At 67.8% G+C, this 25450-nt stretch carries 21 protein-coding genes and 1 riboswitch; of the genes, 6 read left to right on the top strand and 15 right to left on the bottom strand.

From position 1 onward, the window contains the following. The 8 genes from JMF86_RS01725 to JMF86_RS01690 form a co-directional block, all read right to left on the bottom strand. A partial coding sequence (locus tag JMF86_RS01725; RefSeq protein WP_201316686.1) for a VacJ family lipoprotein occupies nucleotides 1-787 on the bottom strand: 787 nt, incomplete at its 3' end. Between the two features lie 31 nt (nucleotides 788-818). Beyond that, entirely contained in the window at nucleotides 819-1388 is a 570-nt protein-coding gene (gene mlaD, locus JMF86_RS01720; RefSeq protein ID WP_006477136.1) for an outer membrane lipid asymmetry maintenance protein MlaD, read from the bottom strand. A 24-nt stretch (nucleotides 1389-1412) separates the two neighbouring features. Then, nucleotides 1413-2180, bottom strand: coding sequence for a lipid asymmetry maintenance ABC transporter permease subunit MlaE (mlaE, locus tag JMF86_RS01715; protein WP_006486220.1), 768 nt, complete (start codon nucleotides 2178-2180; stop codon nucleotides 1413-1415). Continuing rightward, on the bottom strand, nucleotides 2177-2998 hold the full coding sequence (locus tag JMF86_RS01710) for an ABC transporter ATP-binding protein (protein ID WP_006477138.1): 822 nt from the start codon (nucleotides 2996-2998) through the stop codon (nucleotides 2177-2179). The genes mlaE and JMF86_RS01710 overlap by 4 nt, the downstream gene beginning before the upstream one ends. 84 nt (nucleotides 2999-3082) lie before the next feature. Next, nucleotides 3083-4210 carry a thiamine phosphate synthase gene (gene thiE, locus JMF86_RS01705; RefSeq protein WP_078040616.1) on the bottom strand — a complete coding sequence of 376 codons (1128 nt, stop codon included), beginning with the start codon at nucleotides 4208-4210 and terminating at the stop codon, nucleotides 3083-3085. Then, nucleotides 4207-5022, bottom strand: a complete 816-nt coding sequence (locus JMF86_RS01700; protein WP_006477140.1) for a thiazole synthase — start codon at nucleotides 5020-5022, stop codon at nucleotides 4207-4209. Before JMF86_RS01700 ends, thiE begins: the two co-directional genes overlap by 4 nt. 38 nt (nucleotides 5023-5060) lie before the next feature. After that, complete coding sequence (thiS, locus tag JMF86_RS01695; RefSeq protein ID WP_027809254.1) at nucleotides 5061-5258, bottom strand: sulfur carrier protein ThiS; 198 nt, start codon at nucleotides 5256-5258, stop codon at nucleotides 5061-5063. 32 nt (nucleotides 5259-5290) lie between these two features. Then, complete coding sequence (locus JMF86_RS01690) at nucleotides 5291-6427, bottom strand: FAD-dependent oxidoreductase (RefSeq protein ID WP_078040615.1); 1137 nt, start codon at nucleotides 6425-6427, stop codon at nucleotides 5291-5293. A gap of 225 nt (nucleotides 6428-6652) precedes the next feature. Further along, a riboswitch (TPP riboswitch) is annotated at nucleotides 6653-6776 on the bottom strand. Nucleotides 6777-7046: 270 nt separating this feature from the next. Here JMF86_RS01690 and JMF86_RS01685 point away from each other — a divergent pair. The 4 genes from JMF86_RS01685 (at nucleotide 7047) to JMF86_RS01670 (ending at nucleotide 12307) form a co-directional block, all read left to right on the top strand. Continuing rightward, nucleotides 7047-8816, top strand: coding sequence for an ABC transporter ATP-binding protein/permease (locus tag JMF86_RS01685; protein ID WP_027809252.1), 1770 nt, complete (start codon nucleotides 7047-7049; stop codon nucleotides 8814-8816). Continuing rightward, nucleotides 8813-9589, top strand: coding sequence for an SDR family NAD(P)-dependent oxidoreductase (locus JMF86_RS01680; protein ID WP_054928292.1), 777 nt, complete (start codon nucleotides 8813-8815; stop codon nucleotides 9587-9589). Before JMF86_RS01685 ends, JMF86_RS01680 begins: the two co-directional genes overlap by 4 nt. Nucleotides 9590-9717: 128 nt before the next feature. After that, nucleotides 9718-10980: an MFS transporter gene (locus tag JMF86_RS01675; protein ID WP_054928291.1), complete on the top strand. Its 1263-nt coding sequence runs from the start codon at nucleotides 9718-9720 to the stop codon at nucleotides 10978-10980. Nucleotides 10981-11005: 25 nt separating this feature from the next. Next, entirely contained in the window at nucleotides 11006-12307 is a 1302-nt protein-coding gene (locus JMF86_RS01670) for a D-amino acid dehydrogenase (RefSeq protein WP_011546619.1), read from the top strand. Between the two features lie 73 nt (nucleotides 12308-12380). Here the strand turns inward: JMF86_RS01670 and thpR are convergent, their stop codons facing one another. Together thpR and JMF86_RS01660 are read right to left on the bottom strand one after the other, a co-directional pair. Continuing rightward, nucleotides 12381-12965: an RNA 2',3'-cyclic phosphodiesterase gene (gene thpR / locus JMF86_RS01665; RefSeq protein WP_011546620.1), complete on the bottom strand. Its 585-nt coding sequence runs from the start codon at nucleotides 12963-12965 to the stop codon at nucleotides 12381-12383. Further along, nucleotides 12962-14455 carry a sodium:alanine symporter family protein gene (locus JMF86_RS01660; protein WP_011546621.1) on the bottom strand — a complete coding sequence of 498 codons (1494 nt, stop codon included), beginning with the start codon at nucleotides 14453-14455 and terminating at the stop codon, nucleotides 12962-12964. Before JMF86_RS01660 ends, thpR begins: the two co-directional genes overlap by 4 nt. A 290-nt stretch (nucleotides 14456-14745) precedes the next feature. Between JMF86_RS01660 and JMF86_RS01655 the strand changes: the two genes are divergently transcribed. Next, nucleotides 14746-15144 (top strand): hypothetical protein, encoded by a 399-nt coding sequence (locus JMF86_RS01655; protein WP_054928290.1) that lies wholly within the window; start codon nucleotides 14746-14748, stop codon nucleotides 15142-15144. 60 nt (nucleotides 15145-15204) lie between these two features. Here the strand turns inward: JMF86_RS01655 and JMF86_RS01650 are convergent, their stop codons facing one another. The 3 genes from JMF86_RS01650 to JMF86_RS01640 form a co-directional block, all read right to left on the bottom strand. Further along, nucleotides 15205-16671: a glutamate synthase subunit beta gene (locus JMF86_RS01650; RefSeq protein ID WP_054928289.1), complete on the bottom strand. Its 1467-nt coding sequence runs from the start codon at nucleotides 16669-16671 to the stop codon at nucleotides 15205-15207. A gap of 85 nt (nucleotides 16672-16756) precedes the next feature. Next, complete coding sequence (locus JMF86_RS01645) at nucleotides 16757-21460, bottom strand: glutamate synthase-related protein (protein WP_012327769.1); 4704 nt, start codon at nucleotides 21458-21460, stop codon at nucleotides 16757-16759. A gap of 288 nt (nucleotides 21461-21748) precedes the next feature. After that, nucleotides 21749-22462 carry a transposase gene (locus tag JMF86_RS01640; RefSeq protein ID WP_006477151.1) on the bottom strand — a complete coding sequence of 238 codons (714 nt, stop codon included), beginning with the start codon at nucleotides 22460-22462 and terminating at the stop codon, nucleotides 21749-21751. A gap of 193 nt (nucleotides 22463-22655) precedes the next feature. Here JMF86_RS01640 and JMF86_RS01635 point away from each other — a divergent pair, with 193 nt between their 5' ends. Next, nucleotides 22656-23387, top strand: coding sequence for an OmpW family protein (locus tag JMF86_RS01635; RefSeq protein ID WP_011546624.1), 732 nt, complete (start codon nucleotides 22656-22658; stop codon nucleotides 23385-23387). Between the two features lie 178 nt (nucleotides 23388-23565). Here JMF86_RS01635 and ugpQ read toward each other — a convergent pair whose 3' ends face one another. Both ugpQ and JMF86_RS01625 read right to left on the bottom strand, forming a co-directional pair. Then, the gene (gene ugpQ, locus JMF86_RS01630) at nucleotides 23566-24336 is read right to left on the bottom strand and encodes a glycerophosphodiester phosphodiesterase (protein WP_006477153.1); all 771 of its coding nucleotides are present in this window, start codon (nucleotides 24334-24336) and stop codon (nucleotides 23566-23568) included. A 28-nt stretch (nucleotides 24337-24364) separates the two neighbouring features. Further along, the gene (locus tag JMF86_RS01625; RefSeq protein ID WP_011546625.1) at nucleotides 24365-25450 is read right to left on the bottom strand and encodes a sn-glycerol-3-phosphate import ATP-binding protein UgpC; all 1086 of its coding nucleotides are present in this window, start codon (nucleotides 25448-25450) and stop codon (nucleotides 24365-24367) included.

The raw sequence follows: 25450 nt of genomic DNA, 5'->3' as shown, positions 1-25450 counted from the left end.
CCGCCGTTCCGGCCGCGCCGGCTGCCGCCGGTGCCGCGCCGTCTTCCGGCAGATCGTACTTCGGCAGCGCGTCGTTGCTCGACGTCGCGGCGGCCTCGCCGCGCGCGTTGCTGATCAGCATCTGGCGACGCTGCAGGTACGCGTTGCGCACGAACGAATACTTGTCGAGCGCCGCGGCATCCAGCACGTCGCCCGCGCCGAGCAGGTTCGCGCGCGTGTTGACCAGGTTCACGCCGAACAGGCCCCAGCTCAGGCCGTCCGGCTTCACGTAGGTGAGCGGGTTGCCGACATAGTCGACGCCGAGCCCGGCCGTGTCGCGCAGCGTGCTCGGCCCGAGCAGCGGCAGCACGAGATACGGGCCCGACGGCACGCCGTAGCGGCCCATCGTGATCCCGAAGTCGGCCGTGTGTTTCGGCAGCTTCGCGATCGTCGCGACGTCGAACAGGCCGCCGACGCCGAACACCGTGTTGATCACGACGCGCATGATGTCGCCGACGCCGTCCGCGATCCGCAGCTGCACGATGTTGTTCGCCGCGATGTAGACGTCGCCGATGTTCGAGAAGAAGTTCGTCACGCTGTCGCGCACCGGCTGCGGCACCACGTACTGGTAGCCCTTCGCGACCGGCTTCAGCGCGTACGTATCGACCGTGTCGTTGAACTTGTACATCGACCGGTTGAAGCCTTCGAGCGGATCGCCCTTGGTCGGCGTCTGCACGGTCGCGCAGCCGCTCAACGCGGCGACTGCCGCCATCGCCAGCGCGGCGTGCCTGATGCGGATCGTGTGCATGGTCATTACCCTCTTGTTTTCTCTCGTGTGGTTATTGAGCCGCCGAGCCGGACGCGCCGGACACCGCCGACGCCGGTACCGCCACCGGGGCCGGCGCGGCCGGAACGGCCGACGCCCCGGCTGCCGGCTTCGCGCCGCCCGCATCCGCGGCTTTGCTGTACAGGAACTGGCCGATCAGGTTCTCGAGCACGATCGCCGACTGCGTCATCGTGATCGTATCGCCGGACTTCAGCATTTCGGTGTCGCCGCCCGGATCGAGGCCGATATATTGCTCGCCGAGCAGGCCCGACGTCAGGATCTTCGCCGACGAATCCTTCGGGAACGGGTACTGGCCGTCGACGTCGATCGTGACGACCGCCTGGTACGTGTTCGGGTCGAAGCCGATCGACTTCACGCGGCCGACCACGACGCCCGCGCTCTTCACGGCCGCGCGCGGCTTCAGCCCGCCGATATTGTCGAATTTCATCCTCACCGAGTAGGTCGGCTGAAACGACAGCGAGCTCATGTTGCCGACCTTCAGCGCCAGGAACAGCACCGCAAGGAAGCCCACCACCACGAACAGGCCGACCCAGAAGTCGAGAGCAGTCTTTTTCATCGTCATTCCAAAATTTGGCTTGGCTGAGGCTTAGCTGAACATCAGCGCAGTCAGCAGGAAATCGAGGCCGAGTACGGCGAGCGACGCGAACACAACCGTCTTGGTGGTCGCGCGCGACACGCCTTCGGGCGTGGGCTTCGCTTCATACCCCTGGTACAGCGCAATGAAGGTCACGGCGAAGCCGAACACGATGCTCTTGATCACGCCGTTGCCGACGTCGGCCCAGACCTGGACCCCGCCCTGCATCTGCGACCAGAACGCGCCCGGATCGACGCCGATCAGCACGACGCCGACGAAGTAACCGCCGAGCACGCCGACCGCGTTGAAGATCGCGGCCAGGAGCGGCATCGCGATGATGCCCGCCCACATGCGCGGCGCGATCACGTTCTTGATCGGGTCGACCGCCATCATCTCGAGCGCGGTGAGCTGCTCGCCGGCCTTCATCAGGCCGATCTCGGCCGTGAGCGACGTGCCCGCGCGGCCCGCGAACAGCAGCGCGGTGACGACCGGCCCCAGCTCGCGCACGAGCGACAGCGCGACCAGCAGGCCGAGCGCCTGCTCGGAACCATAGCGATTCAGCGTGTAATAGCCCTGCAGGCCGAGCACGAAGCCGACGAACAGCCCCGACACGGCAATGATCACGAACGAATAGTTGCCGAGGAAATGGATCTGCTTCGTGACCAGCCGCGGCCGGCGCAGCAGCGGAAAGAATTCCAGCACGAGGCGCACGAACAGGCGCGTGCCGTAGCCCGCGCGCTCGAGGCCGCCGATGACGTAACGTCCGATCGCGCTGATCATGCGCGCCCTCCGCCGAGCCCGAAATCCGCTGCGAGCGGCGGGCTCGTGTAATGAAATTTGAACGGGCCGTCCGGCGCGCCGTCGATGAACTGCCGCACGCTCGGATCGGTCGACGCGCGCAGCTCGTCGGGCGTGCCCTGCGCGAGCACGCCGCCATTGGCCAGAAAATACACGTAGTCGGCGATCGCGAACGATTCCGGCACGTCGTGCGTGACGAGGATCGACGTCGCGCCGAGCGCCTGGTTCAGCGTGCGGATCAGGTTCGCGGTGATGCCGAGCGAGATCGGATCGAGGCCCGCGAACGGCTCGTCGTACATGATGAGCTGCGGATCGAGCGCGATCGCACGCGCCAGCGCGATGCGGCGCGCCATCCCGCCCGATACTTCGGACGGCATCAGGTCGCGCGCGCCGCGCAGCCCGACCGCGTTGAGCTTCATCAGCACGAGGTCGCGGATCAGGTCTTCGGGCAGGTCGGTATGCTCGCGCAGCGCGAACGCGACGTTCTCGAACACCGACATGTCGGTAAACAGCGCGCCGAACTGGAACAGCATGCCCATCTTGCGGCGCAGCGCGTACAGGCCGTCGCGCGTTTGCGCGCCGACATCGGCGCCATCGAACAGCACCTGGCCGCGGCGCGCACGCACGAGGCCGCCGATCAGGCGCAGCACGGTGGTCTTGCCGCAACCCGAGCCGCCCATGACCGCGACGACCTGCCCGCGCCCGAAGCGCAGGTTCAGGTTGGACAGGACGAGGCGGTCGCCGTAGCCAAAGTCGACGTCGCGAAGTTCCAGCAGGGTCTCGGTAGGAGTGGGGCTCACGGAGCTGACAGTCCTTTTACGCAGAACGCCGAATTATAGGGCCTGCATTGGAATGATGTCGTGACGCCGTTCCGGGCCCTGCGGTCAATGATTGTCAAATTGTCCGGTAAAGCACTGCTGCAGTGCAATAAGCGCCGTCCGATAGTCGGCCGCGCCCGTGACCGCGCTGACCACCGCGACGCTGCCCACGCCCGTCGCCAGCACCGCCGGCAGCGTGTCGAGCCCCACCCCGCCGATCGCGACGAGCGGCGCGCGCGCGCCGGCGAAGCGCGCGTAGCGGGCAATCCGCGCGAGCCCCTGTGGCGGCGCGGCAACGGCCTTGGTGGCGGTCGCGTACACGGGGCCGAGCGCGAGGTAGCTCGGCCGCTCGTGCAGCGCCCGCAACATCTCGTAATAGCCGTGACTCGAAAGTCCGAGCCGCAGGCCCGTGCGCGCGATCGCGGCCAGATCGGCCGTTTCGAGATCCTCCTGACCGAGATGTACGCCGTACGCGCCTGCTTCTGCGGCGATCTCCCAGTGATCGTTGATGAACACGCGCGCATCGGGATAGCGGCGCCCGGCCGCGACCGCGCGCGCGATTTCTTGACGCAGTGTGTCCGGCGTCGCGTCTTTCACGCGCAATTGCACGGTTCGCGCGCCGCCGTCGAGCACGCGCTCCACCCATTCGGCGCTCGGCACGACCGGATAGAGGCCGAGCCGCGCGGGGCACGGCGCGAACGCCGGTTCCGGCGCGGGCGGCAGCCCGGCGACACGCGGGAATCGCGCGGCATCGACCGGCCATGCGTCGGCGGCGCGCGTCTCGTCGCCGTCGCGCCACGCCAGCGCGAGCACCAGCGCGTCGACCGGCGCGAAGCCGCAATCGAGGAACGCGGCAAGCGCCGCGATCCAGTCGTCCGCGAGCGGATGCGCGGCGTCGAGCGCGTAGCGCACGCCAGCCGCATGCAGCACGGCGCCCTGCTCGTCGAATTCGATCGCCACCGTATCGGGCGACGCAGGCCGCGACACGGCCGATGCGCGCGCCTGCGCGGCACGATCACCGGCCGACACGATCAGCACGTCGCCGTCGGCCGGCACGTCGGGCGCCGCCACGCAGAGCCGCCACGGCGCCGCGCCCTCGGGCCAGTCGCCGAGCCGCGCGCGAATCCGCTCGGCCGCTTCGGCCAGCTCGTCGGCCGGCGGCCAGAACGCATCGGCGAAGCGCGCCGCGCTCATGCGCCGCCTCCGTCCTGGTGCCAGAACGGCATCCCGACGACCGGCGTGCTCGCGTGCGCGGTGTCGCGCGCGTCCATCGGACCGGCGAGATACGCGGCGCGGCCCGCCTCGACGCCCTGCGCGAACGCTCTTGCCATGATTTCCGGGTGCGTGGCCTGCGACACCGCGGTATTCAGCAGCACGCCGTCGAAGCCCCATTCCATCACCTGGCACGCGTGCGACGGCACGCCGAGCCCCGCGTCGACGATCAGCGGCACGTCCGGCAACCGTTCGCGCAGCACGCGCAGCCCGTACGGATTCACGACGCCCTTGCCGGTGCCGATCGGCGCGCCCCACGGCATCAGCGCCTCGCAGCCGGCGTCGAGCAGGCGCCGGCCGATCACGAGATCCTCGGTGCAGTACGGCAGCACCTTGAAGCCGTCCTTGACCAGTTGCGCGGCGGCTTCGATCAGCCCTACCGGGTCGGGCTGCAGCGTGTAGTCGTCGCCGATCAGTTCGAGCTTGATCCAGTCGGTGTCGAAGACCTCGCGCGCCATGTGCGCGGTCGTCACGGCCTCGGCGACGGTCTGGCAACCGGCCGTATTCGGCAGCAGCGGCACTGCGTGGCGCTTGAGCAGGTCGAAGAAGCCGGCTTCGGCCGTGCCGCCCGTCATCTGCCGGCGCAGCGCGACCGTCACCATCCCGGGGCGCGACGCGGCGATCGAATCGGACAGCGATTGCAGCGACGGATAGCGCGACGTGCCGAGCAGCACGCGGCTTGCGAAGGTTTCGCCGTACAGCGTCAGCGCGTCGGCGGAGGGGTGGGACGTCATGTCGTTTTCCTGGAAGAGCGGGGACGAACCGGCGGCGCTCAGCCGCCCGCGACGGGGTGCACGACGTCGAGCCGGTCGCCCGCCGCGAGCGCGCGCGCCGCATGCTGCGTGCGCGCGACGAAGTTGCCGTTCAGCGCCACCGCGTACGGCGGACGCGCGCCGTACGCGGCCAGCGCGTCGGCCACGGTCGCGTCATCGGGCAACGTCAGGGTCTGTTGATTGATCTGGATATCCATGAGACTGGGTCGGATTCGGTCGGCGGCGCGCGTCAGGCTGGCTGGCGCGCGTCGTTGCGGTAATGGAGCAGCGTCGGCCAGCGGGCGGCGTCGCGCCATGCGGCGAACGCGTCGGCATCGCTGAGTGTGCCGCCGAGCGCGGCCTGCGCGAACACGACGGCCGCCTGCGCGACTTCCGGCGCGATCATGAAGCCGTGCCGGTACAGGCCGTTGACGGCGAGCGTCGCCGCGCCGTCCCAGATCACCGCCGGGCGGTGATCTGGCAGCGTCGGCCGACACTGCGCGTTGAGTTCGAGGATGCGCGCCTCGCCGAACGCCGGATGCACGGAAAACGCCGCGCTCAGCAGCTCGAGCGCGGAGCGCACGCTGACGGGCGACATGTCCTCGCCCTCCACCTCGGTCGCGCCGATCACATAGATATCGTCCTGTTTCGGGGCGATGTACAGCGGGTAGCGCGGATGCAGCAACCGCACGGGCCGGGTGAGCCCGATGCCAGGCGCATGCACGCGCGCGACTTCGCCGCGGATGCCGCGCAGCGCGGGCAGCGCGGATTTCGCGCCGAGCCCGCGGCAATCGATCGTGAAATGCGCGGCCGGCAGGTTCGCGTCGTCGACCGCCGCGTGCCAGTGCTGCGCGACGCCTCGTTCGGCCAGGCCCGCCGCGAGCGCGCGCAGCGCCTGGCGGTTGTCGAGCTGCCCTTCGCGCGGCAACATCAGCCCGCGCGCGAAGCGGCCCGCGAGCACGGGTTCCGCAGCGTCGACCTGCGCACCGGCGAGCGTCACGAAGCCGCCGTCGAGCAGCTCGGCCGGCGCGTTCGCGCGCACGCGCCGCTCGAACAGCGGCGCCTCCGCGCGGTCCGCGTGATGCCAGACGACGAGCGTGCCGTGATGCTGGAAGAAGACGGGTTCGGGCAGTTCCGCGAGCCACTGCGGCCAGCGCGCGAGCGATGCGGCACCCAGCTCGGTGATCAGCCGTTCCGCGCTGGCCGCTTCCGCGAGCGGCGCGAGCATCGCGGCCGCGACCCACGCGGCCGACTGCTCGCCGTCCGGGCCGCCGCGCTCGTAGAGCGCGACGCGATGCCCGTCGCCCGCGAGCCGCCACGCAATCAGGCGGCCGACGAGGCCGCCGCCGAGCACCGCGAAATCGGGTCGTGTATCCCGGACGTTCATCGCGCGCCCTCCGCGCGGTCACGCGCGACGAACGCCGACGCGCGCGCGCCGCCGCATGCGAACGCACGCGACATCGGGGCGGGAGCCCTGCAAAAGACTGAAGATTGTGCGGCCATCATTCCTTCCGTAACGCGCAATGCGCGTACCCAAAAGGACGAAACCGGCAGCAAAGGCCGGCCGGGCGGGACTCGGGCGCTGACCATGTGGGATGGCGGCCAGCGCGGCCCGGCGGGATCAGAAACTTCCCTCGCCGGTATTACCCGGATCGGGTGCGAAGGGTCTTTCTCAGCCTCGCCGCGCTACCCGGAACATCTGCCGGCCGCGCCACGAAGCACCCCTGTTTCGTCGTCGGCCATTAGACCATAAAAGCGGAAAGCGCCGCAAACTGTCCCCCTAGCGGCAAATTCGTCGGCGTGCCGCGCCGCTCTGGCACAATGCCCGCAGGCCGGCCGCGCGAGCGGCCGGTTGCCGCGTCACCGCCGGTTTTTAAGTGCCGTTTAAGACGCACGGGCGACCATCCGGACGCCCGCCGTCAGTCGGCGCCGCGCCCCGGCATGCCGTATCGCGGCGCGCGCCCGGTTTCGCCCGGCCCGCGCGCCGGCTCATCATCAGGAAGCACATGACCCAATCGATCGATCCCGTCCGCTCCGCCTCCGACGCGCCGCAGGACGAGCGCCCGGTATCCGCATGGAGCCTCATCAAGCCCTACTGGGTATCGTCCGAATGGAAAATCGCGTGGGGCCTGCTGGTCACGATCATCGCGATCAACCTCTGCGTGGTCTGGATCAACGTCCGGCTGAACAAGTGGAACGCGCAGTTCTACAACGCGCTGCAGTCGAAGGACGTCCACGACTTCCCGAACCTGCTGATGCAGTTCTCCGCGCTCGCCTTCGCGTTCATCATCCTCGCCGTGTACGGCCGCTACCTGCGGCAGATGCTCGGCTTCCGCTGGCGCCAGTGGCTCACCGACCGCTTCCTCGGCCAGTGGCTCGGCGATCGCGCGTTCTACCGGATCGAACGTGACCGTCTCGCCGACAACCCCGACCAGCGGATCACCGACGACCTCCAGTCGTTCGCGACCACGACGCTCGCGCTGTCGCTCGACCTGCTGTCGACGGTCGTTACGCTCGTGTCGTTCATCACGATCCTGTGGTCGCTCGCCGGCGCGCTGACGTTCACGCTCGGCGCGACGCCGATCGCGATTCCCGGCTACATGGTGTGGGCGGCCGCGCTGTACGCGGTGGTCGGCTCGCTGATCATCCAGAAGGTCGGCCATCCGCTCGTGTCGATCAACTACCAGCAGCAGCGCGTCGAGGCCGATTTCCGCTTCGGGCTGATCCGCGTGCGCGAGAACGCCGAGCAGATCGCGTTCTACGACGGCGAGAAGACCGAGGCCGGCAACGCGCAGACCCTCTTCACGCGCATCCGCGACAACTGGTGGCGCGTGATGAAGTACACGAAGCGGCTCACGTTCGTGCTGAGCTTCTACGGGCAGATCGCGATCATCTTCCCGCTCGTCGTCGCGGCGCCGCGCTACTTTGCCGGTGCGTTCTCGTTCGGCGTGCTGATGCAGATCTCGTCCGCGTTCGGCACCGTCAGCGACTCGTTCTCGTGGTTCATCAACAGCTACTCGACCCTCGTCGAATGGCGCGCCACCGTCAACCGTCTGCGCGAATTCAAGCGTGTGATGGGCACGTCGCACCTGAAGGAAAGCCTGTCGCCCGCGACCGAGCACGGCGGCATCAACCTGCACTACATCGACGCCGCGAAGCTGTCGACGTCGTCGCTCAAGCTCGCGCTGCCGAACGGCAACGCGCTCGCGAACATCGGCGACGTCACGATCGAGCCCGGCTCGCGCTGGCTCGTGATCGGCAAGTCGGGTTCCGGCAAGAGCACGTTCATGCGCGCGCTCGCGGGCCTCTGGCCGTTCGGCGACGGCGCGATCGACGCGCCGGTCGGCGCGCGGATGATGTTCGTGCCGCAAACCAGCTATTTGCCGATCGGCACGCTGAAGGCCGCGCTCACCTACCCGGCGACGCCCGACACCTTCAGCGACGAAGCGTGCCGCGATGCGCTGCGCGCGTGCCGCCTCGAGGATTACGTCGAGCGCCTCGACGAAACCGCGCACTGGACCCGCGTGCTGTCGCCGGGCGAACAGCAACGCCTGGCCGGCGCGCGCGTGCTGCTGCACAAGCCCGACTTCCTGTTCCTCGACGAAGCCACCAGCGCGCTCGACGCCGACAACGAAGCCCGCCTCTATCACCTGTTCGCCGAACGGCTGCCGAAGGCCGCGATCGTCAGCATCGCGCACCGCGAGTCGCTGGCCGCGTTCCACGTCGGCACGATCAACGTCGAGCGCGTGAGCAGCGACGACAAGGTCGCCGCGTGAACGCACGCGCCGCGCACCTCGAACGCATCGCGCTGATCACCGGCGCAGGCTCGGGGATCGGCGCGGCGCTCGCGCGGCGGCTCGCGGCGCCCGGCGTCGCGCTGGCGCTGCATGCGCGCGGCGCGGACGAGGCGGCACGATCGCGGCTCGCCGACGTCGCCCATGCGTGCACGACGGCCGGCGCCGAGTGCATCACGCTGACCGGCGATCTCGGCGAACCGGGTATCGCCGCCGCACTGGTCGATAGCACCGCGACGCGCTTCGGCGGGCTCGACCAGCTCGTCGCGAACGCCGGCTTCGCCGCGCGGCAATCCTTTTCCGAGCTCTCCGCGAACGCACTCGCGTCCGCCTTCGCGACGATGCCCGGGGCGTTCTCCGCGCTCGCGGGCCGCGCGCGGCCGCTGCTCGAAACGTCGGCCACGCCGCGGATCGTCGCGGTCAGTTCGTTCGTCGCGCACCGCTACCGCGCCGATGCACCGTTCGCGACGACCGCCGCCGCGAAGGCCGCGCTCGAATCGCTGGTGCGTAGCGCGGCCGCCGAATTCGCCGCGCACGGCATCACCGTCAATGCGGTCGCGCCGGGCTTCACGCGCAAGGACCACGGGCCGAGCGCCGGCAACGCCGCCGCGTGGGCGCAGGCCGAACAGGCGACGCCGCTCGGCCGCATCGCGGAACCCGACGACGTCGCCGCGCTGATCGCGTTCCTGCTGTCGGACGCGGCACGGCAGATCACCGGCCAGGTCATCCACGTCGACGGCGGCCTGACGCTCTGACGCGTCCTCCCTCCTGCCTGCTTTTCAGCACGAACCTGCATCCGCCTTTTTGGCATGCCGGAGCGCGCCCGTAAAATAACCGCGACGCGGTAGCGCGGGACGAGACAAGACGAGAGGGGGCGGCAAGCATGCAGGCATTCCAGTGGTTCAACGAATTGTCGACGCGCGAGCGCCGGACGCTGTACGCCGGATTCGGCGGCTATGCGGTCGATGCGTTCGACTTCATGATCTATTCGTTCCTGATCCCGACGCTGATCGCCACCTGGGGCATGACGAAGAGCGAGGCCGGGATGATCGCGACCAGTTCGCTGATCTCGTCGGCGATCGGCGGCTGGGTCGCCGGCATCCTCGCCGACCGCTATGGCCGCGTGCGCGTGTTGCAGTGGACGATCGCGACGTTCGCGCTGTTCACGTGCCTGTCCGGCTTCACGCATTCGTTCTGGCAGCTCCTTGCGACGCGCACGCTGCAGGGTTTCGGCTTCGGCGGCGAATGGTCGGTCGTGACGATCATGATGGCCGAGACGATCCGCTCGCCCGAGCATCGCGCGAAGGCCGTCGGCACCGTGCAGAGCAGCTGGTCGTTCGGCTGGGGCGCGGCCGCGATCCTCTACTGGGCGTTCTTCGCGCTGCTGCCGGAGCAGGTCGCGTGGCGCGCGTGCTTCTGGATCGGCATCGTGCCCGCCCTGTGGATTCTCTATATCCGCCGCAACGTCAGCGATCCGGACATCTATACGGCCACGCGCCGCGCCCGCGACGAAGGCCGCGTGTCGGGCCACTTCCTCGAGATCTTCTCGCCGCCGCACCTGCGCGCGACGCTGTTCGGCAGCGCGCTGTGCACCGGCATGCTCGGCGGCTACTACGCGATCACGACGTGGCTGCCCACCTATCTCAAGACTGTGCGCCACCTGTCGGTGTTCAACACGAGCGGCTATCTGGTCGTGCTGATCGTCGGCTCGTTCGTCGGCTACGTGGTCGGCGCGATCCTGTCCGACCGGCTCGGCCGCCGCGCGTCCTTCATCCTGTTCGCGGTCGGCTCGTTCTCGCTTGGCATGGCGTACACGATGCTGCCTATCACCGATACCGCGATGCTGCTGCTCGGCTTTCCGCTCGGCATCGTCGTGCAGGGCATCTTCGCGGGCGTCGGCGCGTATCTGTCGGAGCTGTATCCGGGCGCGATCCGCGGCTCGGGCCAGGGCTTCTGCTACAACCTCGGCCGCGGGCTCGGTTCGTTCTTTCCGATCCTCGTCGGCGCGCTGTCGCAATCGATGTCGCTCGTGAAGGCGATCGGCCTCGTCGCGGGCGGCGGCTATCTGCTGGTGATCGTCGCGGCGCTCGTGCTGCCGGAAACGCGTGGCAAGTCGCTCGCGGACGATCCGGCCGTCGCGTCGTGAGCCACCGCTTCGTACCAGATACCCCATGCACGTGATCGTTCTCGGCGCCGGCGTGATCGGCGTCACCACCGCCTGGCACCTGCGCGAAGCAGGCTGCGACGTCACCGTGATCGAACGCGAGGCCGATGTCGCGCAGGCGACGAGCCTCGGCAACGCAGGCGTGATCGCGCCGGGCTACGTGACGCCGTGGGCCGCGCCCGGGATGCCCGGCAAGATCCTCAAATACCTGTTCAAGCCCGCGTCGCCGCTGATCTTCCGGCCGACGCTCGACGCCGCGCAGTGGCGCTGGATCGCGCGCTGGCTGCGCGAATGCGAATTCGAGCGGTTTCGCGTGAACAAGCAGCGGATGCAGCGCATCGCGTATTACAGCCGCGCGTGCCTGCATGCGTTTCGCGAGCGTTATTCCTTCGACTACGGCGCGAGCCGCGGCTATCTGCAACTGCTGCGCGGCGCGTTCGACGTCGACATGGTGCAGCCCGCGCTGAAGGTGCTGCGCGATGCCGGCATCGCGTTTCGCGAACTCGACGCGGCCGGCTGCACCGCGATCGAACCGGGCCTGCGCTGGGCGCGGCAGGCGCCCGTCGGCGGCATCTACCTGCCCGACGACGAAGCCGGCGACTGCGCGCGCTTCACCCGCGAACTGCGGGCACTGTGCGAAGCGAACGGCGTGGCATTCCGCTTCAACACCGAACTGCGCGCACTCGATGTCGCGGGCGGAAAAGCGCGCGGCGTCCACGTCGTCGCCGTGGGCGGAAACCACGAAGGCAACGGTAGCGGCGGCGCGCGACACGGCACGACACTCGCCGCCGACGCGATCGTCGTCGCGCTCGGCGTCGACAGCGCCGGCCTGTTGCGACCGTACGGCATCGACGTGCCGCTGTATCCGGTGAAAGGCTACTCGGCCACGCTCGCGGTCGTCGACGACGAAAAGGCGCCCTGCGCCGCGCTGATGGACGAATCGCTGAAGACCGCGATCACGCGCTTCGGCCCGACGCTGCGCGTCGCCGGCACCGCGGAGCTCGGCAATCGCCACGCGGCGTTGCGGCAACAGGCGCTCGACACGCTGATGAAGGTGCTCGACGACTGGTTCCCGCACGCGGCCGATCGCACGTCGGCGCGCTTCTGGGTCGGCCGCCGGCCGATGACGCCAGACGGGCCGCCGCTGCTCGGCGCGAGCGGGATCGACGGCCTCTGGCTCAACGTCGGCCACGGCTCGACGGGCTGGGCGATGTCGATGGGTTCGGGAAAGGTGGTCGCGGATCTCGTCACCGGACGCACGCCGGAGATCGATCTGGCGGGGCTGACGCTCGCGCGGTACGGCAGGTAGGCATGTTCGCGCCAATCACGACGAGCGACGCCGCCATGCGGGCGGGAAGGCACGTTGCACTAGCTGGAAAAATTCATTCGTGGGGCCGCTCCTCAGCGCCGACGCTGTCGTCCGCGCGTGCAATCGGCGCCGATACGATCGGCCGATGCGACACGCCCTCCTGCGACAGCCGGCTTTCGAACAGCGTCAGCGCTTCGACGCGCACCTCGACGGGCCGCCCCGGCGCGCCGCCGTGCGCGGGCTGGCCGATCGCATCGTGCGGCAGCCGCGCGAGCGTCACGTGCGGCCGGAACGGCCGCCGGTCGGCCGGCACGCCGAGTTCGCGCAACAGCGCCGCCAGCCCCGCATTCAGCGCGACGCAAGCGGCATCGGCCGCGAGCTCCGCGACGATCAGCCGCGCACGCGGCAGGCTCGGCCACCACGCGATCCGCTCGACCGGCAACGACGGCAACGCATGCGCGGCCGCGAGCGCGGGCAGGTGCGCGGCCAGCGCGTCGCACCGCTCCCGCTCGATTGCGCCGATGAACGCGAGCGTCATGTGCAGTTGCGCGGGCAGCGTACGCCGCGCCCCGCGGGTAACCGGCAACGCGTGCAGCGCGTCGCGCGATGCCGCATCGGGCATCAGCGCGACGAACGCACGGAGCCGGTCGCCGTTCATGATTCGCTCGCGGCGGCCCGCGGCGCGTTCGATGCGCCAGCGGAAGCAACCGGACGCTGCGGCAGCGGGCCATGCTCGCCCCACACGTCGGCCGGCAGCACGCGTGCGAGTTCGGGGATCGTGTTGCGCGTGAACACCGGATCGGCGACGCCGGCCGCGCGCTGGCGGCGATAATCGGCCCAGGCGGCGTGCGCGTACTTGCCGAGCGCGAGGATCGCGATCAGGTTGATGATCGCCATCAGGCCCATGCTCGTATCGGCCATCGCCCACACGAGCGGCAGTTGCCCGACGCTGCCGAACATCACCATGCCGAGCACGGCGATGCGGAACAGCGGCAGCACGCCGCGCCGCTTCGTGATGAATTCGACGTTGCCTTCCGCATACGCGTAGTTGCCGATCACCGACGAGAACGCGAGGAAGAAGATCGCGACGGCCATGTAGATGCCGCCCCAGTCGCCGACGTGGCTCGAAATCGCGCGCTGCGTGAGCGCCGCGCCCTCCATCCCGGTGCCGAGTTCGTACTGGCCCGACAGCAGGATCACGAACGCGGTCGCACTGCAGATCACGATCGTGTCGACGAACACGCCGAGCATCTGGATCAGCCCCTGCGTGACGGGGTGGCGCGTGCTGGCGGTCGCGGCCGCGTTCGGCGCGCTGCCCATCCCCGCCTCGTTCGAGAACAGCCCGCGCTTCACGCCGATCGCGATCGCCTGGCTGACCGCATAGCCGGTCAGGCCGCCGGCCGCCTGCTCGAGGCCGAACGCGCTCTTCACGATCAACGCGATCACGCCGGGCACCAGCGTGATGTGCGTCGCGACCGCGTAGACCGCGAGCGCGAGGTAGCCGATCGCCATCAGCGGCACGATCACCTGCGCGACCGTCGCGATGCGGCGGATGCCGCCGAAGATGATCGGCGCGGAAAGCAGCACGAGACCGAGGCCGACCGTCTCGCGACGCCAGCCGAACGACGTATGGAACGCATCGGCGATCGCGTTGGCCTGCACCGCGTTGAACACGAAGCCGAACGCGAGGATCAGCGACAGCGAGAACAGCACGCCGAAGCCGCACGAGCGCAGCCCCGTCTGGATGTAGTACGCGGGGCCGCCGCGATAGCTGCCGTCCGGGTGCGACACCTTGAAGATCTGCGCGAGCGTCGCCTCGACGAACGCGGACGACATCCCGACGAGCGCGGTCATCCACATCCAGAAGATCGCGCCCGGGCCGCCGACCGTCAGCGCCACCGCGACGCCGGCGATGTTGCCGGTGCCGACGCGGCTCGCGAGCCCGGTCGCGAACGCCTGGAACGACGAGATGCTGCCCGGCTCGCCCTTGCTGCCGACCAGCTTCATGCTGAGGAACAGCGCCTTCAGCTGGATCATCCGGAACCGCAACGTGAACCACGCGCCGGCGCCCAGCAGCAGCGCGATCAGCACGTAGTTCCACAGCACGCCGTTGACGGCTTCGATCAGCCCTTGCACGAATGCTTCCATCCAGAGTCCTTGTAAATTACGTCAGTCATGTGCGGCGACCGCGAACGCGGCCCGAGGGGCGACATGATATGACAGTTCTCAAGGATTATTACAAAACGAAAGGATTTGAGATGACGAGAAATCGGAGCCGGATGTCATCAGGTTAGACGACGCTTCGCGAAAATGCGGCATGGAGACGCGACGTCCTCCACTCAGGGCTACCGGCTCGCGCGCGTCCGGGGTGAAAATCCGGTGGCCGAAATACCCGCCCGGATTACCCCTCACGTTGCTCATCCCACCTCGAGCGCACCATGATTTCCAGAGTCATACGCGGATCGCTCCAGCTGGTTCTCTGGCTAGTGATCGCAACGATCTGCACTTACGCATTGCTGTTCATCGTCGTCGCGACATCCCGATATGAGCGGACCGAAGGCAGTTGCCCCGACATGTCTGTCGACGCGCTACGAAAAAATGTCCAGGCCCGTCTTCTCGAAGAGCATGGAATACCGCCGGACAGCATCCGGTTCGACGGCGCGCCGCAGTATCACGCATGGAAGCTGGGTGTGTGGGAATTCCCGCTGCGCGTCGACGAAACCCGATACACCGCGATGATTGATTGCAACGGGCAGCTTGCAAGCTACGGGCAAACCATCGATCCGTTGGGCGCCGCAACCGAACAAGCTCGCGCTCGCTCGCAGCCTCAAAAATAAAAAAACCGGGCGCCCTTTCGGACGCCCGGCTTCCATCGAAACCCGCTCGCGCGCTTCAGCTCAGCGCGGCAGTTCCGAATGCCCCATCAGGTACGCGTCGACCGAGCGCGCGCACTGGCGGCCTTCGCGGATCGCCCACACCACGAGCGACTGGCCGCGACGCATGTCGCCTGCCGCGAACACCTTGTCGACCGACGTGTAGTACGAACGATCGCCTTCGGTCGCCGCACGCGCATTGCCGCGCGCATCCTTCGCGACGCCGAACGCGTCGAGCACCGGCGCGGCCGGCTGCGTGAAGCCCATCGCGAGCAGCACGAGATCGGCCTTCATCTCGAACTCGGAACCCGGCACTTCCTGCATCTTGCCGTCCTTCCACTCGACGCGCACCGCGATCAGCTTCTCGACCTTGCCGTTCTTGCCTTCGAGACGCTTCGTCGCGACCGCCCAGTCACGCTCGCAACCCTCGTCGTGCGACGACGACGTGCGCAGCTTGATCGGCCAGTACGGCCACACGAGCGGCTTGTTTTCCTCTTCCGGCGGCTGCGGCAGCAGCTCGAACTGCGTGACGTGCTTCGCGCCGTGACGGTTCGACGTGCCGACGCAGTCCGAACCCGTATCGCCGCCACCGATCACGATCACGTGCTTGCCCTTCGCGAGCAGCTGGTCGGTCAGCTTGTCGCCCGCGTTCACGCGGTTCTGCTGCGGCAGGAAGTCCATCGCGAAATGGACGCCCGCGAGTTCGCGGCCCGGCACCGGCAGGTCGCGCGGCGTTTCCGAACCACCGGCGATCACGACCGCGTCGAATTCTTCCTTCAGCGTGTCCGGCGAAATGGTTTCCTTCGCGAGGCTGCCGATCGACTCGGGCAGCGGCTCCTTGCCGATGAACACGCTGGTGCGGAACGTCACGCCTTCCGCTTCCATCTGGCGCATGCGGCGGTCGATCAGCCACTTCTCGAGCTTGAAGTCGGGAATCCCGTAACGCAGCAGGCCGCCGATGCGGTCGTTCTTCTCGAACACCGTCACGTCGTGGCCCGCGCGCGCGAGCTGCTGCGCGGCGGCGAGGCCCGCGGGGCCCGAACCGACGACCGCGACCTTCTTGCCCGTCTTGTGTTCGGCCGGCAGCGGCTTGACCCAGCCTTCGCCCCAAGCCTTGTCGATGATCGCGTGCTCGATCGACTTGATGCCGACCGGATCGTCGTTGATCCCGAGCGTGCACGCCGCTTCGCACGGCGCCGGGCAGATGCGGCCCGTGAATTCCGGGAAGTTGTTGGTCGAGTGCAGGACTTCGATCGCCTGCTGCCAGTCCTGGCGGTAAACGAGATCGTTGAAGTCCGGGATGATGTTGTTGACCGGGCAGCCGTTGTTGCAGAACGGGATGCCGCAATCCATGCAGCGCGCGCCCTGGATCTTCGCGTCCGCGTCGGTCAGTGCCGCGACGAATTCCTTGTAGTGCTTCACGCGCGTGAGCGGTGCTTCGTACGCCTCGTGGCGGCGTTCGAACTCCAGAAAACCGGTTGCCTTGCCCATAAGGTGCTCTTCTGTTCGGTGTATCGGGTGGGGGAGCCGCGCGCGGCCGTCAGGCGCGCGCGGCATTCGCTATGTCGTTCGTCGCTCAGGCGGCCAGCACTTCCTTCGCCGCCTTCTTCGCACCGATCTCGCCCAGCGCGCGCTTGTATTCGTGCGGGAACACCTTCACGAACTGGCGGCGCGCCGCGTCCCAGTTTTCCAGCAGCGACTTCGCGCGCGGCGAACCCGTGAACTGGAAATGACGCTCGACGAGCCCCTTGAGCAGCGCTTCGTCCGTCGTGCCTTCGTGCCAGAGCGCGCGGTCGACCGTGCGTTCCTGCTCGGCCTGCTGCAGCACCGGCTCGAGCGCGACCATCGACTTGTTGCACTTCGCCGCGAACGTGCCTTCCGGATCGTAGATGTACGCGAGGCCGCCCGACATGCCGGCCGCGAAGTTGCGCCCCGTCTCGCCGAGCACGACGACCGTGCCGCCCGTCATGTATTCGCAGCCGTGGTCGCCCGTGCCTTCGACGACCGCCGTCGCGCCCGAGTTGCGCACGCAGAAGCGCTCGCCGGCCACGCCGCGGAAGAACGCTTCGCCTTCGATCGCGCCGTACATCACCGTGTTGCCGCAGATGATGTTTTCCTCGGACTTGCCGCGGAAGTCGTTGGTCGGACGGATAATGATCCGGCCGCCCGACAGGCCCTTGCCGACGTAGTCGTTGCCGTCGCCGACGAGGTCGAGCGTCACGCCCTTCGCGAGGAACGCGCCGAAGCTCTGGCCGGCCGTGCCCTTCAGCTGGATGTGCACCGCGTCGTCGGCCAGGCCGTCGTGGCCGTGCTTCTTCGCGATCACGCCCGACAGCATCGCGCCGACCGTCCGGTTCACGTTGCGCACCGGCTGGATGAACGACACATGCTCGCCGTTCTCGATCGCGGCCTTCGCCTTCTCGATCAGCACGTGGTCGAGCGCGCGCTCGAGGCCGTGATCCTGCACGTCGACGTGGCGCGGCGCGACGTCCTCGCACTCTTCCGGCTGGTAGAACACGCGCGAGAAGTCGAGGCCCTTCGCCTTCCAGTGCTCGATGCCCTTGCGCGTATCGAGCAGGTCGGCGCGGCCGATCAGGTCGTCGAACTTCGCGACGCCGAGCTGCGCCATGATCTCGCGCACTTCCTCGGCGACGAAGAAGAAGTAGTTCACGACGTGCTCGGGCTGGCCCTTGAACTTCGCACGCAGCACCGGGTCCTGCGTCGCGACGCCGACCGGGCACGTGTTCAGGTGGCACTTGCGCATCATGATGCAGCCCTCGACGACGAGCGGCGCCGTCGCGAAGCCGAATTCGTCCGCGCCGAGCAGCGCGCCGATCACGACGTCGCGGCCCGTCTTCATCTGGCCGTCGGCCTGCACGCGAATGCGGCCGCGCAGGCGGTTCAGCACCAGCGTCTGCTGCGTTTCGGCCAGGCCAAGCTCCCACGGCGTGCCGGCATGCTTGACCGACGACAGCGGCGACGCGCCCGTGCCGCCGTCATGGCCGGCGATCACGACGTGATCGGCCTTCGCCTTCGCGACACCGGCCGCAACCGTGCCCACGCCCACTTCCGACACGAGCTTCACGGAGATGCTCGCGCTCGGGTTCACGTTCTTCAGGTCGTGGATCAGCTGCGCCAGATCCTCGATCGAGTAGATGTCGTGGTGCGGCGGCGGCGAGATCAGGCCGACGCCCGGCACCGAGTAACGCAGCTTGCCGATGTATTCCGACACCTTGTGGCCCGGCAGCTGGCCGCCTTCGCCCGGCTTCGCGCCCTGCGCCATCTTGATCTGGATCTGGTCGGCCGACGCCAGGTACTCGGCGGTGACGCCGAAGCGGCCCGATGCGACCTGCTTGATCTTCGAGCGCAGCGAATCGCCGTCCTTCAGCGGAATGTCGCTGACGATCTCGTCGCCGATCACCGACTTCAGCGTCTCGCCCGCCTTGATCGGAATGCCGCGCAGTTCGTTGCGATAGCGCTTCTGGTCCTCGCCGCCTTCGCCGGTGTTCGACTTGCCGCCGATCCGGTTCATCGCGACCGCGAGCGTCGCGTGCGCTTCGGTGCTGATCGAACCGAGCGACATCGCGCCGGTCGCGAAGCGCTTGACGATCTCCTTCGCCGGCTCGACGTCGTCGATCGGGATCGCCTTGGTCGGCTCGACCTTGAACTCGAACAGGCCGCGGAACGTCATGTGACGCTTGGTCTGGTCGTTGATCAGGTGCGCGTATTCCTTGTACGTCTGGTACGAGTTGCTGCGCGTCGCGTGCTGCAGCTTCGCGATCGAATCCGGCGTCCACATGTGGTCTTCGCCGCGCACGCGGTACGCGTACTCGCCGCCCGCGTCGAGCATGTCGCGCAGGACCGGGCTGTCGCCGAACGCATCGCGGTGCAGACGGATCGCCTCTTCCGCGACTTCGAACAGGCCGATGCCGCCGACCTTCGACGCCGTGCCCTTGAAGTACTTCTCGACGAGGTCGCTCGACAGGCCGAGCGCTTCGAAGATCTGCGCGCCCGTGTACGACATGTACGTCGAGATGCCCATCTTCGACATCACCTTCTGCAGGCCCTTGCCGACCGCCTTCGTGAAGTTGTAGACGGCCTTCTCCGGCGACAGGTCGCCCGGCAGGCCTTCGGCCATCTTCGCGAGCGTTTCCATCGCGAGGTACGGGTGCACGGCTTCCGCGCCGTAGCCCGCGAGCAGCGCGAAGTGGTGCGTTTCACGCGCGGAGCCCGTCTCGACGACGAGGCCCGTGCTCGTGCGCAGCCCTTGCTGGACGAGGTGCGTGTGGATCGCCGACGTGGCGAGCAGCGCCGGAATCGCGACGTGCTCGGCGTCGGTCTTGCGGTCCGACACGATCAGCATGTTGTAGCCCGACTTCACCGCGTCGACGGCTTCCGCGCACAGCGACGCGAGGCGCGCCTCGATGCCTTCCTTGCCCCACGCGACCGGGTAGCAGATGTTCAGCTCGTACGCGCTGAACTTGCCGCCCGTGTACTGGTCGATCGCGCGGATCTTCGCGATGTCCTTGAAGTCGAGCACCGGCTGCGACACTTCGAGCCGCATCGGCGGGTTGATGTTGTTCGTGTCGAGCAGGTTCGGCTTCGGGCCGATGAACGACACGAGCGACATCACCATGTTCTCGCGGATCGGGTCGATCGGCGGGTTCGTGACCTGCGCGAACAGCTGCTTGAAGTAGTGATAGAGCGTCTTGTTCTTGTTCGACATCACCGCGAGCGGCGAGTCGTTGCCCATCGAACCGACGGCTTCCTCGCCCTGCTGCGCCATCGGCGCCATCAGGAACTTCAGGTCTTCCTGCGTGTAGCCGAACGCCTGCTGGCGGTCGAGCAGCGCGGCGCCCTGCGTGCGGCCGGCCGCGACTTCCTCGGCCTTCGGCTCGATCTCGTCGAGCTTGATGCGCACCGCGTCGATCCAGCTCTTGTACGGCTTCGCGTTCGCGAGGTTGTCCTTCAGTTCCTTGTCGTCGATGATGCGGCCGTGTTCCATGTCGATCAGGAACATCTTGCCCGGCTGCAGGCGCCACTTCTTGACGATCTTCGATTCGGGGATCGGCAGCGTGCCGGCTTCCGACGCCATGATGACGAGGTCGTCGTCGGTCACGATGTAGCGCGCCGGGCGCAGGCCGTTACGGTCGAGCGTCGCGCCGATCTGGCGACCGTCGGTGAACGCGATCGCGGCCGGGCCGTCCCACGGTTCCATCATCGCGGCGTGGTATTCGTAGAACGCGCGGCGGTTCTCGTCCATCAGCGTGTGCTGTTCCCATGCTTCCGGGATCATCATCATCACCGCATGCACGAGCGGGTAGCCGGCCATCACCAGCAGTTCGAGACAGTTGTCGAACGATGCGGTATCCGACTGGCCCGGATAGATCAGCGGCCACAGCTTCGGCAGGTCGTCGGCGAGCACGTGCGATGCGATCGCGCCGGTACGTGCGTTCAGCCAGTTCACGTTGCCCTTCACGGTGTTGATCTCGCCGTTGTGCGCGATCATCCGGTACGGGTGAGCCAGCTCCCACGCCGGGAACGTGTTGGTCGAGAAGCGCTGGTGCACGAGCGCGAGCGCCGACACGACGCGCGGGTCCTGCAGGTCGCGGTAGTACACGCCGACCTGGCCCGCCAGCAGCAGTCCCTTGTAGACGATCGTGCGCGCCGACATCGACGGCACGAAGTATTCCTTGCCGTGCTTGAGCTTCAGCGCCTGGATGCGGTGGCTCGCCGTCTTGCGGATCACGTACAGCTTCCGCTCGAGCGCGTCCGTCACCATGATGTCCTTGCCGCGGCCGATGAAGATCTGGCGGATCAGCGGCTCGCTCGCCTTGACCGTCGGCGAGATCGGCATCGCATGGTCGACCGGCACGTCGCGCCAGCCCAGCACGACCTGGCCTTCGGCCTTCACCGTACGCTCGAGCTCCTGCTCGCACGCGAGACGCGATGCGTTTTCCTTCGGCAGGAAGATCATCCCCACCCCGTACTCGCCGGCCGGCGGCAGGTCCACGCCCTGCTTCGCCATTTCCTCGCGATAGAACGCGTCCGGAATCTGGATCAGGATGCCCGCGCCGTCGCCCATCAGCGGATCGGCGCCAACCGCGCCGCGGTGATCGAGGTTCTCGAGGATCTTCAGGCCTTGCTGAATGATCTCGTGGCTCTTCTTGCCCTTGATGTGAGCGACGAAGCCGACGCCGCAGGCGTCGTGTTCGTTTTGCGGGTCGTACAGACCTTGTGCGGCGGGCACCGCGGCGAGCGGCTGCTGGTGGTCGTTCATGGGGACACCGTCGTAAAGGGGGCCTGGAGGCCGTTGAACCGTTTTCTTGTTGCCGTCGAGCCCGCTCCCGACGGGAGACGGCACGGCCGACAGTGGTTGGGCAGGCTTCGCCCGGACCACCGGAATTCGGAATATACGCGACGAATCAAGGGAATAGCAACAAAAACCGTTTGATCGAACCCCAATTAACCAGATTCCTTGATCTGGTGCCGTTTTATTGGGGCCGTATCGTTTTGGTGCAAAAAGAAGCGGCGCCCGCAGCGCCGCTTCTGGCCCGCCTTTCCGGCATTACTGCTGGATCGGCGGCGTGTTCTCGCGCACCTTTCTGGGGCGTCCGCGCGGCAGCGGCGAAACGCGCCGGTTCGCGGTGCGCGCCGCCCACTCGCGGTAATTCTCGCCGCCGAGCACCCAGCCCTTCAGCGTCGCCTGCTGCAGCTGGTCGGCCTGCCGCTCGTCGAGCGGCTGCTCGCACAGCTCCTTGTACGCACGCTGGCGGTCAAACGGCGTGTTGCCGAGCGCCCAGTAGAGCGGATGGTCGGTGATCAGGCTGTCGACGGTGAGCCCGACGTGATGCCGGTAGCTCGACCAGCGATAGGCCTCGGGCGTCGCGACGAGCTGCGCACGCACCGGGCTCATCTCGACCACGCGGCTCGCGAGCAGGAAATAGCGCTCGCCTTCGATCACCGTCGCGCGATAGCGGCCTTCCCACAGCGTGCCGCGGCGCGAATAGCGCCGGTTGAAATGCGCGACGTAGCGACGGCCGACGGCCTGCATCGCCTTCGGCAGGCTGGCCTCGTCGCTGGGCGTCACGAGCAGTTGCACCTGGCGCGGCAGCAGCACGTAGGCATGCACCGACAGGTGATGATCGCGTGCGGCGGCCTTCAGGCAATCGATGAAGAGTTCGTAGTCCTGGTCGTCGACGAACGCGGGTTGCTGATCCAGGCCGCGCAGTATCACGTGCTGCGGCTGGTCGGGAACGTAGAGTCGTGCTAACCGTGCCATGCTGAATGTCCGTTTGAACGCGTTAGGAAATACCCGGAGGTCCGAAAGTGCGCACCTGCGTAGAATGCCTGTCCCTGCGGCGCGCGTAAGCGTACGGTCGTGCGAATCCTAGGGAGAAAACTCTAACTTACGAGCTTGTTTGGTTTTAAACGCAGTCGTCATAATGAGCACGCCTTTGATCGGAGGAGACACAATGAAACGAAAACTGGCCATTACGGGGGCCGCAGCGCTCGCATTCACGTTCGCGGGCGGTACGGCACATGCACAATCCGCAGGTGATTTCTACGTCAGCACCGGCTGGCTGCACCTTTCGCCGCAGGACAGCAGTGACCCGCTGTTCGTCTACCGCGTAGGCGGCACGCCCATCAATCAATCGATTCCCAACACCGGCGCCGGCATCAACGACGCCGACACGCTGGGGCTCGCAGCAGGCTACTTCGTCACCGACCATATCTCCACCGAGCTCGTGATGGGGATCCCGCCGAAGTTCGACATCACCGGCAAGGGTCAGTTCGACAGATTCGGCGTACTCGGCCGTGCATACCAGTGGAGCCCTGCCGTCCTGCTTCGCTACCACTTCAACGACGCCAATGCGAAGTTCCGTCCGTATGTCGGCGTCGGTGCGACGTACGTCTGGTTCACCGGCGCCAAGATCACCAACAGTGCGTTCGAGAACGGCGTGCTCGGCGGCCCGACCAGCGCGACGACCAGCAACCAGTGGGCGCCCGTGCTCAACGCCGGCTTCACGTACAACTTCACGAAACACTGGTTCGCAGGCCTGTCACTGTCGTACATCCCGGTCAGCGTGACCGCGACGTTCACGACGGCCCGCCGGACGCCGGTCGGGACGCTGACGGAAACGTCGAAGGCCCACATCTCGCTGAACCCGATCGTCACGTACCTGAACCTCGGCTACCGCTTCTAAGCGTAGTCGAATATTTGGGGAATGGTTAATCCTGCTGCAATTTGTAGCGGATTTTTCCTGGCGTAACGTCTCCACGATGCAAAACGCCCCGGCGCTCAGCGCGCCGGGGCGTCGTTTTTTCGCGTCAGGCACGGTCCGGGCGACGGTTTTTTACCGGACGCGGACGCGGCCATCGCCGCTAGACGACGTCGATGTCGTCCAGCGCGTCGGGTGCGATCAGGTCGATGCGGTCCGTGCAGACGGCATCGACACCCCAGCGCGCGAGTTCGCGTGCCCGTTCGAGGTCGTTCACCGTGTAAACCAGGATGCGCAAGCCGGCCGCCTTGATCGCGCGCACCAGCGATTCGTCGAGCCGAGTGTGGTCTGCATGCAACGATACGCAGTCGAGCGCATCGATGACCTGCGCATGCCAGTCGTCCGGCACGACTTCGTAGAGCATCCCGCGCGGCAACGCCGGCACCGTCGCACGCGCCTGTTGCAGCGCCTCGAACGAGAACGACGACAGCAACGGCGCAACGGCGGCATCGCGCCAGTACGCAGCCGCGTCGGCCGCCACGCGCTGCCCGGTTTCGCGCTCGCGCCCCGGGCACGGCTTGATCTCGACGTTCGCGGCCAGCCCGTGCGCGAGGCAGCGCGCCGCCGCCGCCTCGAGCGTCGGCATCCGTTCGCCCGCGAAGCGCGCATCGCGCCACGCGCCCGCGTCGAGCGCGGCCAGCGCCGCATAACGCATGCCCGCCGCCGCTCCGTGGCCGTTCGAGGTCCGGTCGACCGTATCGTCATGCAGCAGGAACGTCACGTCGTCGGCCGACAGTTTCGCGTCGAATTCGACCATCCGGTGCCCGCGCCGCGCGCCCTCGTCGAGCGCGGCCAGCGTGTTCTCCGGTGCGAGCGTGCCGCCGCCGCGATGGGCGACGACACGCGGATAGGGCCAGTCGATACGGGTGATCATCGTCGGTCTCTCGGCGAATGCAGCGGTTTCAGCCGGCGCGCTTGCCGGATTCGGGATCGAAGAAATGCAGCCGGTGCGCGGGCAGCGCGGCCGCCAGCGCCGTACCGCGCGCGGGGCGGTCCGCGTGCGGCAGGCGCACCGCGATGTCGTGATCGCCCCAGCGGCCGTGCGCGAGATTGTCCGCGCCGAGCAGCTCGCACGAATCGACCGGCAGCGTCGCCTGCGCGACGCCCGGCTGCGGCGTCATGTGTTCGGGACGCACGCCGAGCACCCAGTCGCGCCCGGTGGCGATCTCGCGGCCGATGCCCGGCGCGCCGGCCACCGGCAGCGCGGGGCCGCCGCCGGCGACCGTGAAGCTCGCGCCGTCTTCCGACAGCCGGCCGTGCATCAGGTTCATCGCCGGCGAGCCGATGAAGCCCGCGACGAACACCGTCGCCGGCTTCTCGTACACGTCGACCGGCGCACCGATCTGCTCCGCGTAGCCGCGATTCATCACGATCACCCGTTGCGCGAGCGTCATCGCTTCGATCTGGTCGTGCGTCACGTACACGCTGGTCGTCGCGAGCCGCGCATGCAGCCGCTGGATCTCGAGCCGCATCTGCACGCGCAGCTTCGCGTCGAGGTTCGACAACGGCTCGTCGAACAGGAACACCGACGGCTCGCGCACGATCGCGCGCCCCATCGCGACGCGCTGCCGCTGGCCGCCCGACAGTTCACGCGGGCGCCGCGCGAGCAGCGGCTCGAGCTCGAGGATCTTCGCGGCCGCGGCCACCCTTGAATCGATCGTCGCGCGCTCGATCCCGCGGATCTTCAGCCCGTAACCCATGTTCTGCGCGACCGTCATGTGCGGGTACAGCGCATAGTTCTGGAACACCATCGCGATGTCGCGATCCTTCGGCTCCAGCGTGTTGACGACCCGGTCGCCGATCGCGATCTCGCCGTCCGTCACGCTCTCGAGCCCCGCGATCATCCGTAGCAACGTCGACTTGCCGCAGCCCGACGGGCCGACCAGCACGATGAATTCGCCGTCGGCGATCTCCACGTCGATGCCATGCAGCACGTGCTGCTTGCCGTCGTAGGATTTCCTGACGCCCTTCAAGCTCAGCGCAGCCAT

The sequence above is a fragment of the Burkholderia sp. E168m15 genome (assembly GCF_016586105.1).
Lineage (GTDB): Bacteria > Pseudomonadota > Gammaproteobacteria > Burkholderiales > Burkholderiaceae > Burkholderia > Burkholderia orbicola.
The sequence above is the reverse complement of the archived record's forward strand: the minus strand, read 5'-3'. Positions and strand labels throughout refer to the sequence as shown.

Excerpts from the sequence above, each read along its gene's own strand:
- mlaD (WP_006477136.1), bottom strand. The coding sequence starts at position 1,388 with ATGACGATGAAAAAGACTGCTCTCGACTTCTGGGTCGGCCTGTTCGTG.
- mlaE (WP_006486220.1), bottom strand. The coding sequence starts at position 2,180 with ATGATCAGCGCGATCGGACGTTACGTCATCGGCGGCCTCGAGCGCGCG.
- thiE (WP_078040616.1), bottom strand. The coding sequence starts at position 4,210 with ATGAGCGCGGCGCGCTTCGCCGATGCGTTCTGGCCGCCGGCCGACGAG.
- JMF86_RS01700 (WP_006477140.1), bottom strand. The coding sequence starts at position 5,022 with ATGACGTCCCACCCCTCCGCCGACGCGCTGACGCTGTACGGCGAAACC.
- thiS (WP_027809254.1), bottom strand. The coding sequence starts at position 5,258 with ATGGATATCCAGATCAATCAACAGACCCTGACGTTGCCCGATGACGCG.
- JMF86_RS01690 (WP_078040615.1), bottom strand. The coding sequence starts at position 6,427 with ATGAACGTCCGGGATACACGACCCGATTTCGCGGTGCTCGGCGGCGGC.
- JMF86_RS01685 (WP_027809252.1), top strand. The coding sequence starts at position 7,047 with ATGACCCAATCGATCGATCCCGTCCGCTCCGCCTCCGACGCGCCGCAG.
- JMF86_RS01675 (WP_054928291.1), top strand. The coding sequence starts at position 9,718 with ATGCAGGCATTCCAGTGGTTCAACGAATTGTCGACGCGCGAGCGCCGG.
- JMF86_RS01670 (WP_011546619.1), top strand. The coding sequence starts at position 11,006 with ATGCACGTGATCGTTCTCGGCGCCGGCGTGATCGGCGTCACCACCGCC.
- thpR (WP_011546620.1), bottom strand. The coding sequence starts at position 12,965 with ATGAACGGCGACCGGCTCCGTGCGTTCGTCGCGCTGATGCCCGATGCG.
- JMF86_RS01660 (WP_011546621.1), bottom strand. The coding sequence starts at position 14,455 with ATGGAAGCATTCGTGCAAGGGCTGATCGAAGCCGTCAACGGCGTGCTG.
- JMF86_RS01655 (WP_054928290.1), top strand. The coding sequence starts at position 14,746 with ATGATTTCCAGAGTCATACGCGGATCGCTCCAGCTGGTTCTCTGGCTA.
- JMF86_RS01650 (WP_054928289.1), bottom strand. The coding sequence starts at position 16,671 with ATGGGCAAGGCAACCGGTTTTCTGGAGTTCGAACGCCGCCACGAGGCG.
- JMF86_RS01645 (WP_012327769.1), bottom strand. The coding sequence starts at position 21,460 with ATGAACGACCACCAGCAGCCGCTCGCCGCGGTGCCCGCCGCACAAGGT.
- JMF86_RS01640 (WP_006477151.1), bottom strand. The coding sequence starts at position 22,462 with ATGGCACGGTTAGCACGACTCTACGTTCCCGACCAGCCGCAGCACGTG.
- JMF86_RS01635 (WP_011546624.1), top strand. The coding sequence starts at position 22,656 with ATGAAACGAAAACTGGCCATTACGGGGGCCGCAGCGCTCGCATTCACG.
- ugpQ (WP_006477153.1), bottom strand. The coding sequence starts at position 24,336 with ATGATCACCCGTATCGACTGGCCCTATCCGCGTGTCGTCGCCCATCGC.
- JMF86_RS01625 (WP_011546625.1), bottom strand. The coding sequence starts at position 25,450 with ATGGCTGCGCTGAGCTTGAAGGGCGTCAGGAAATCCTACGACGGCAAG.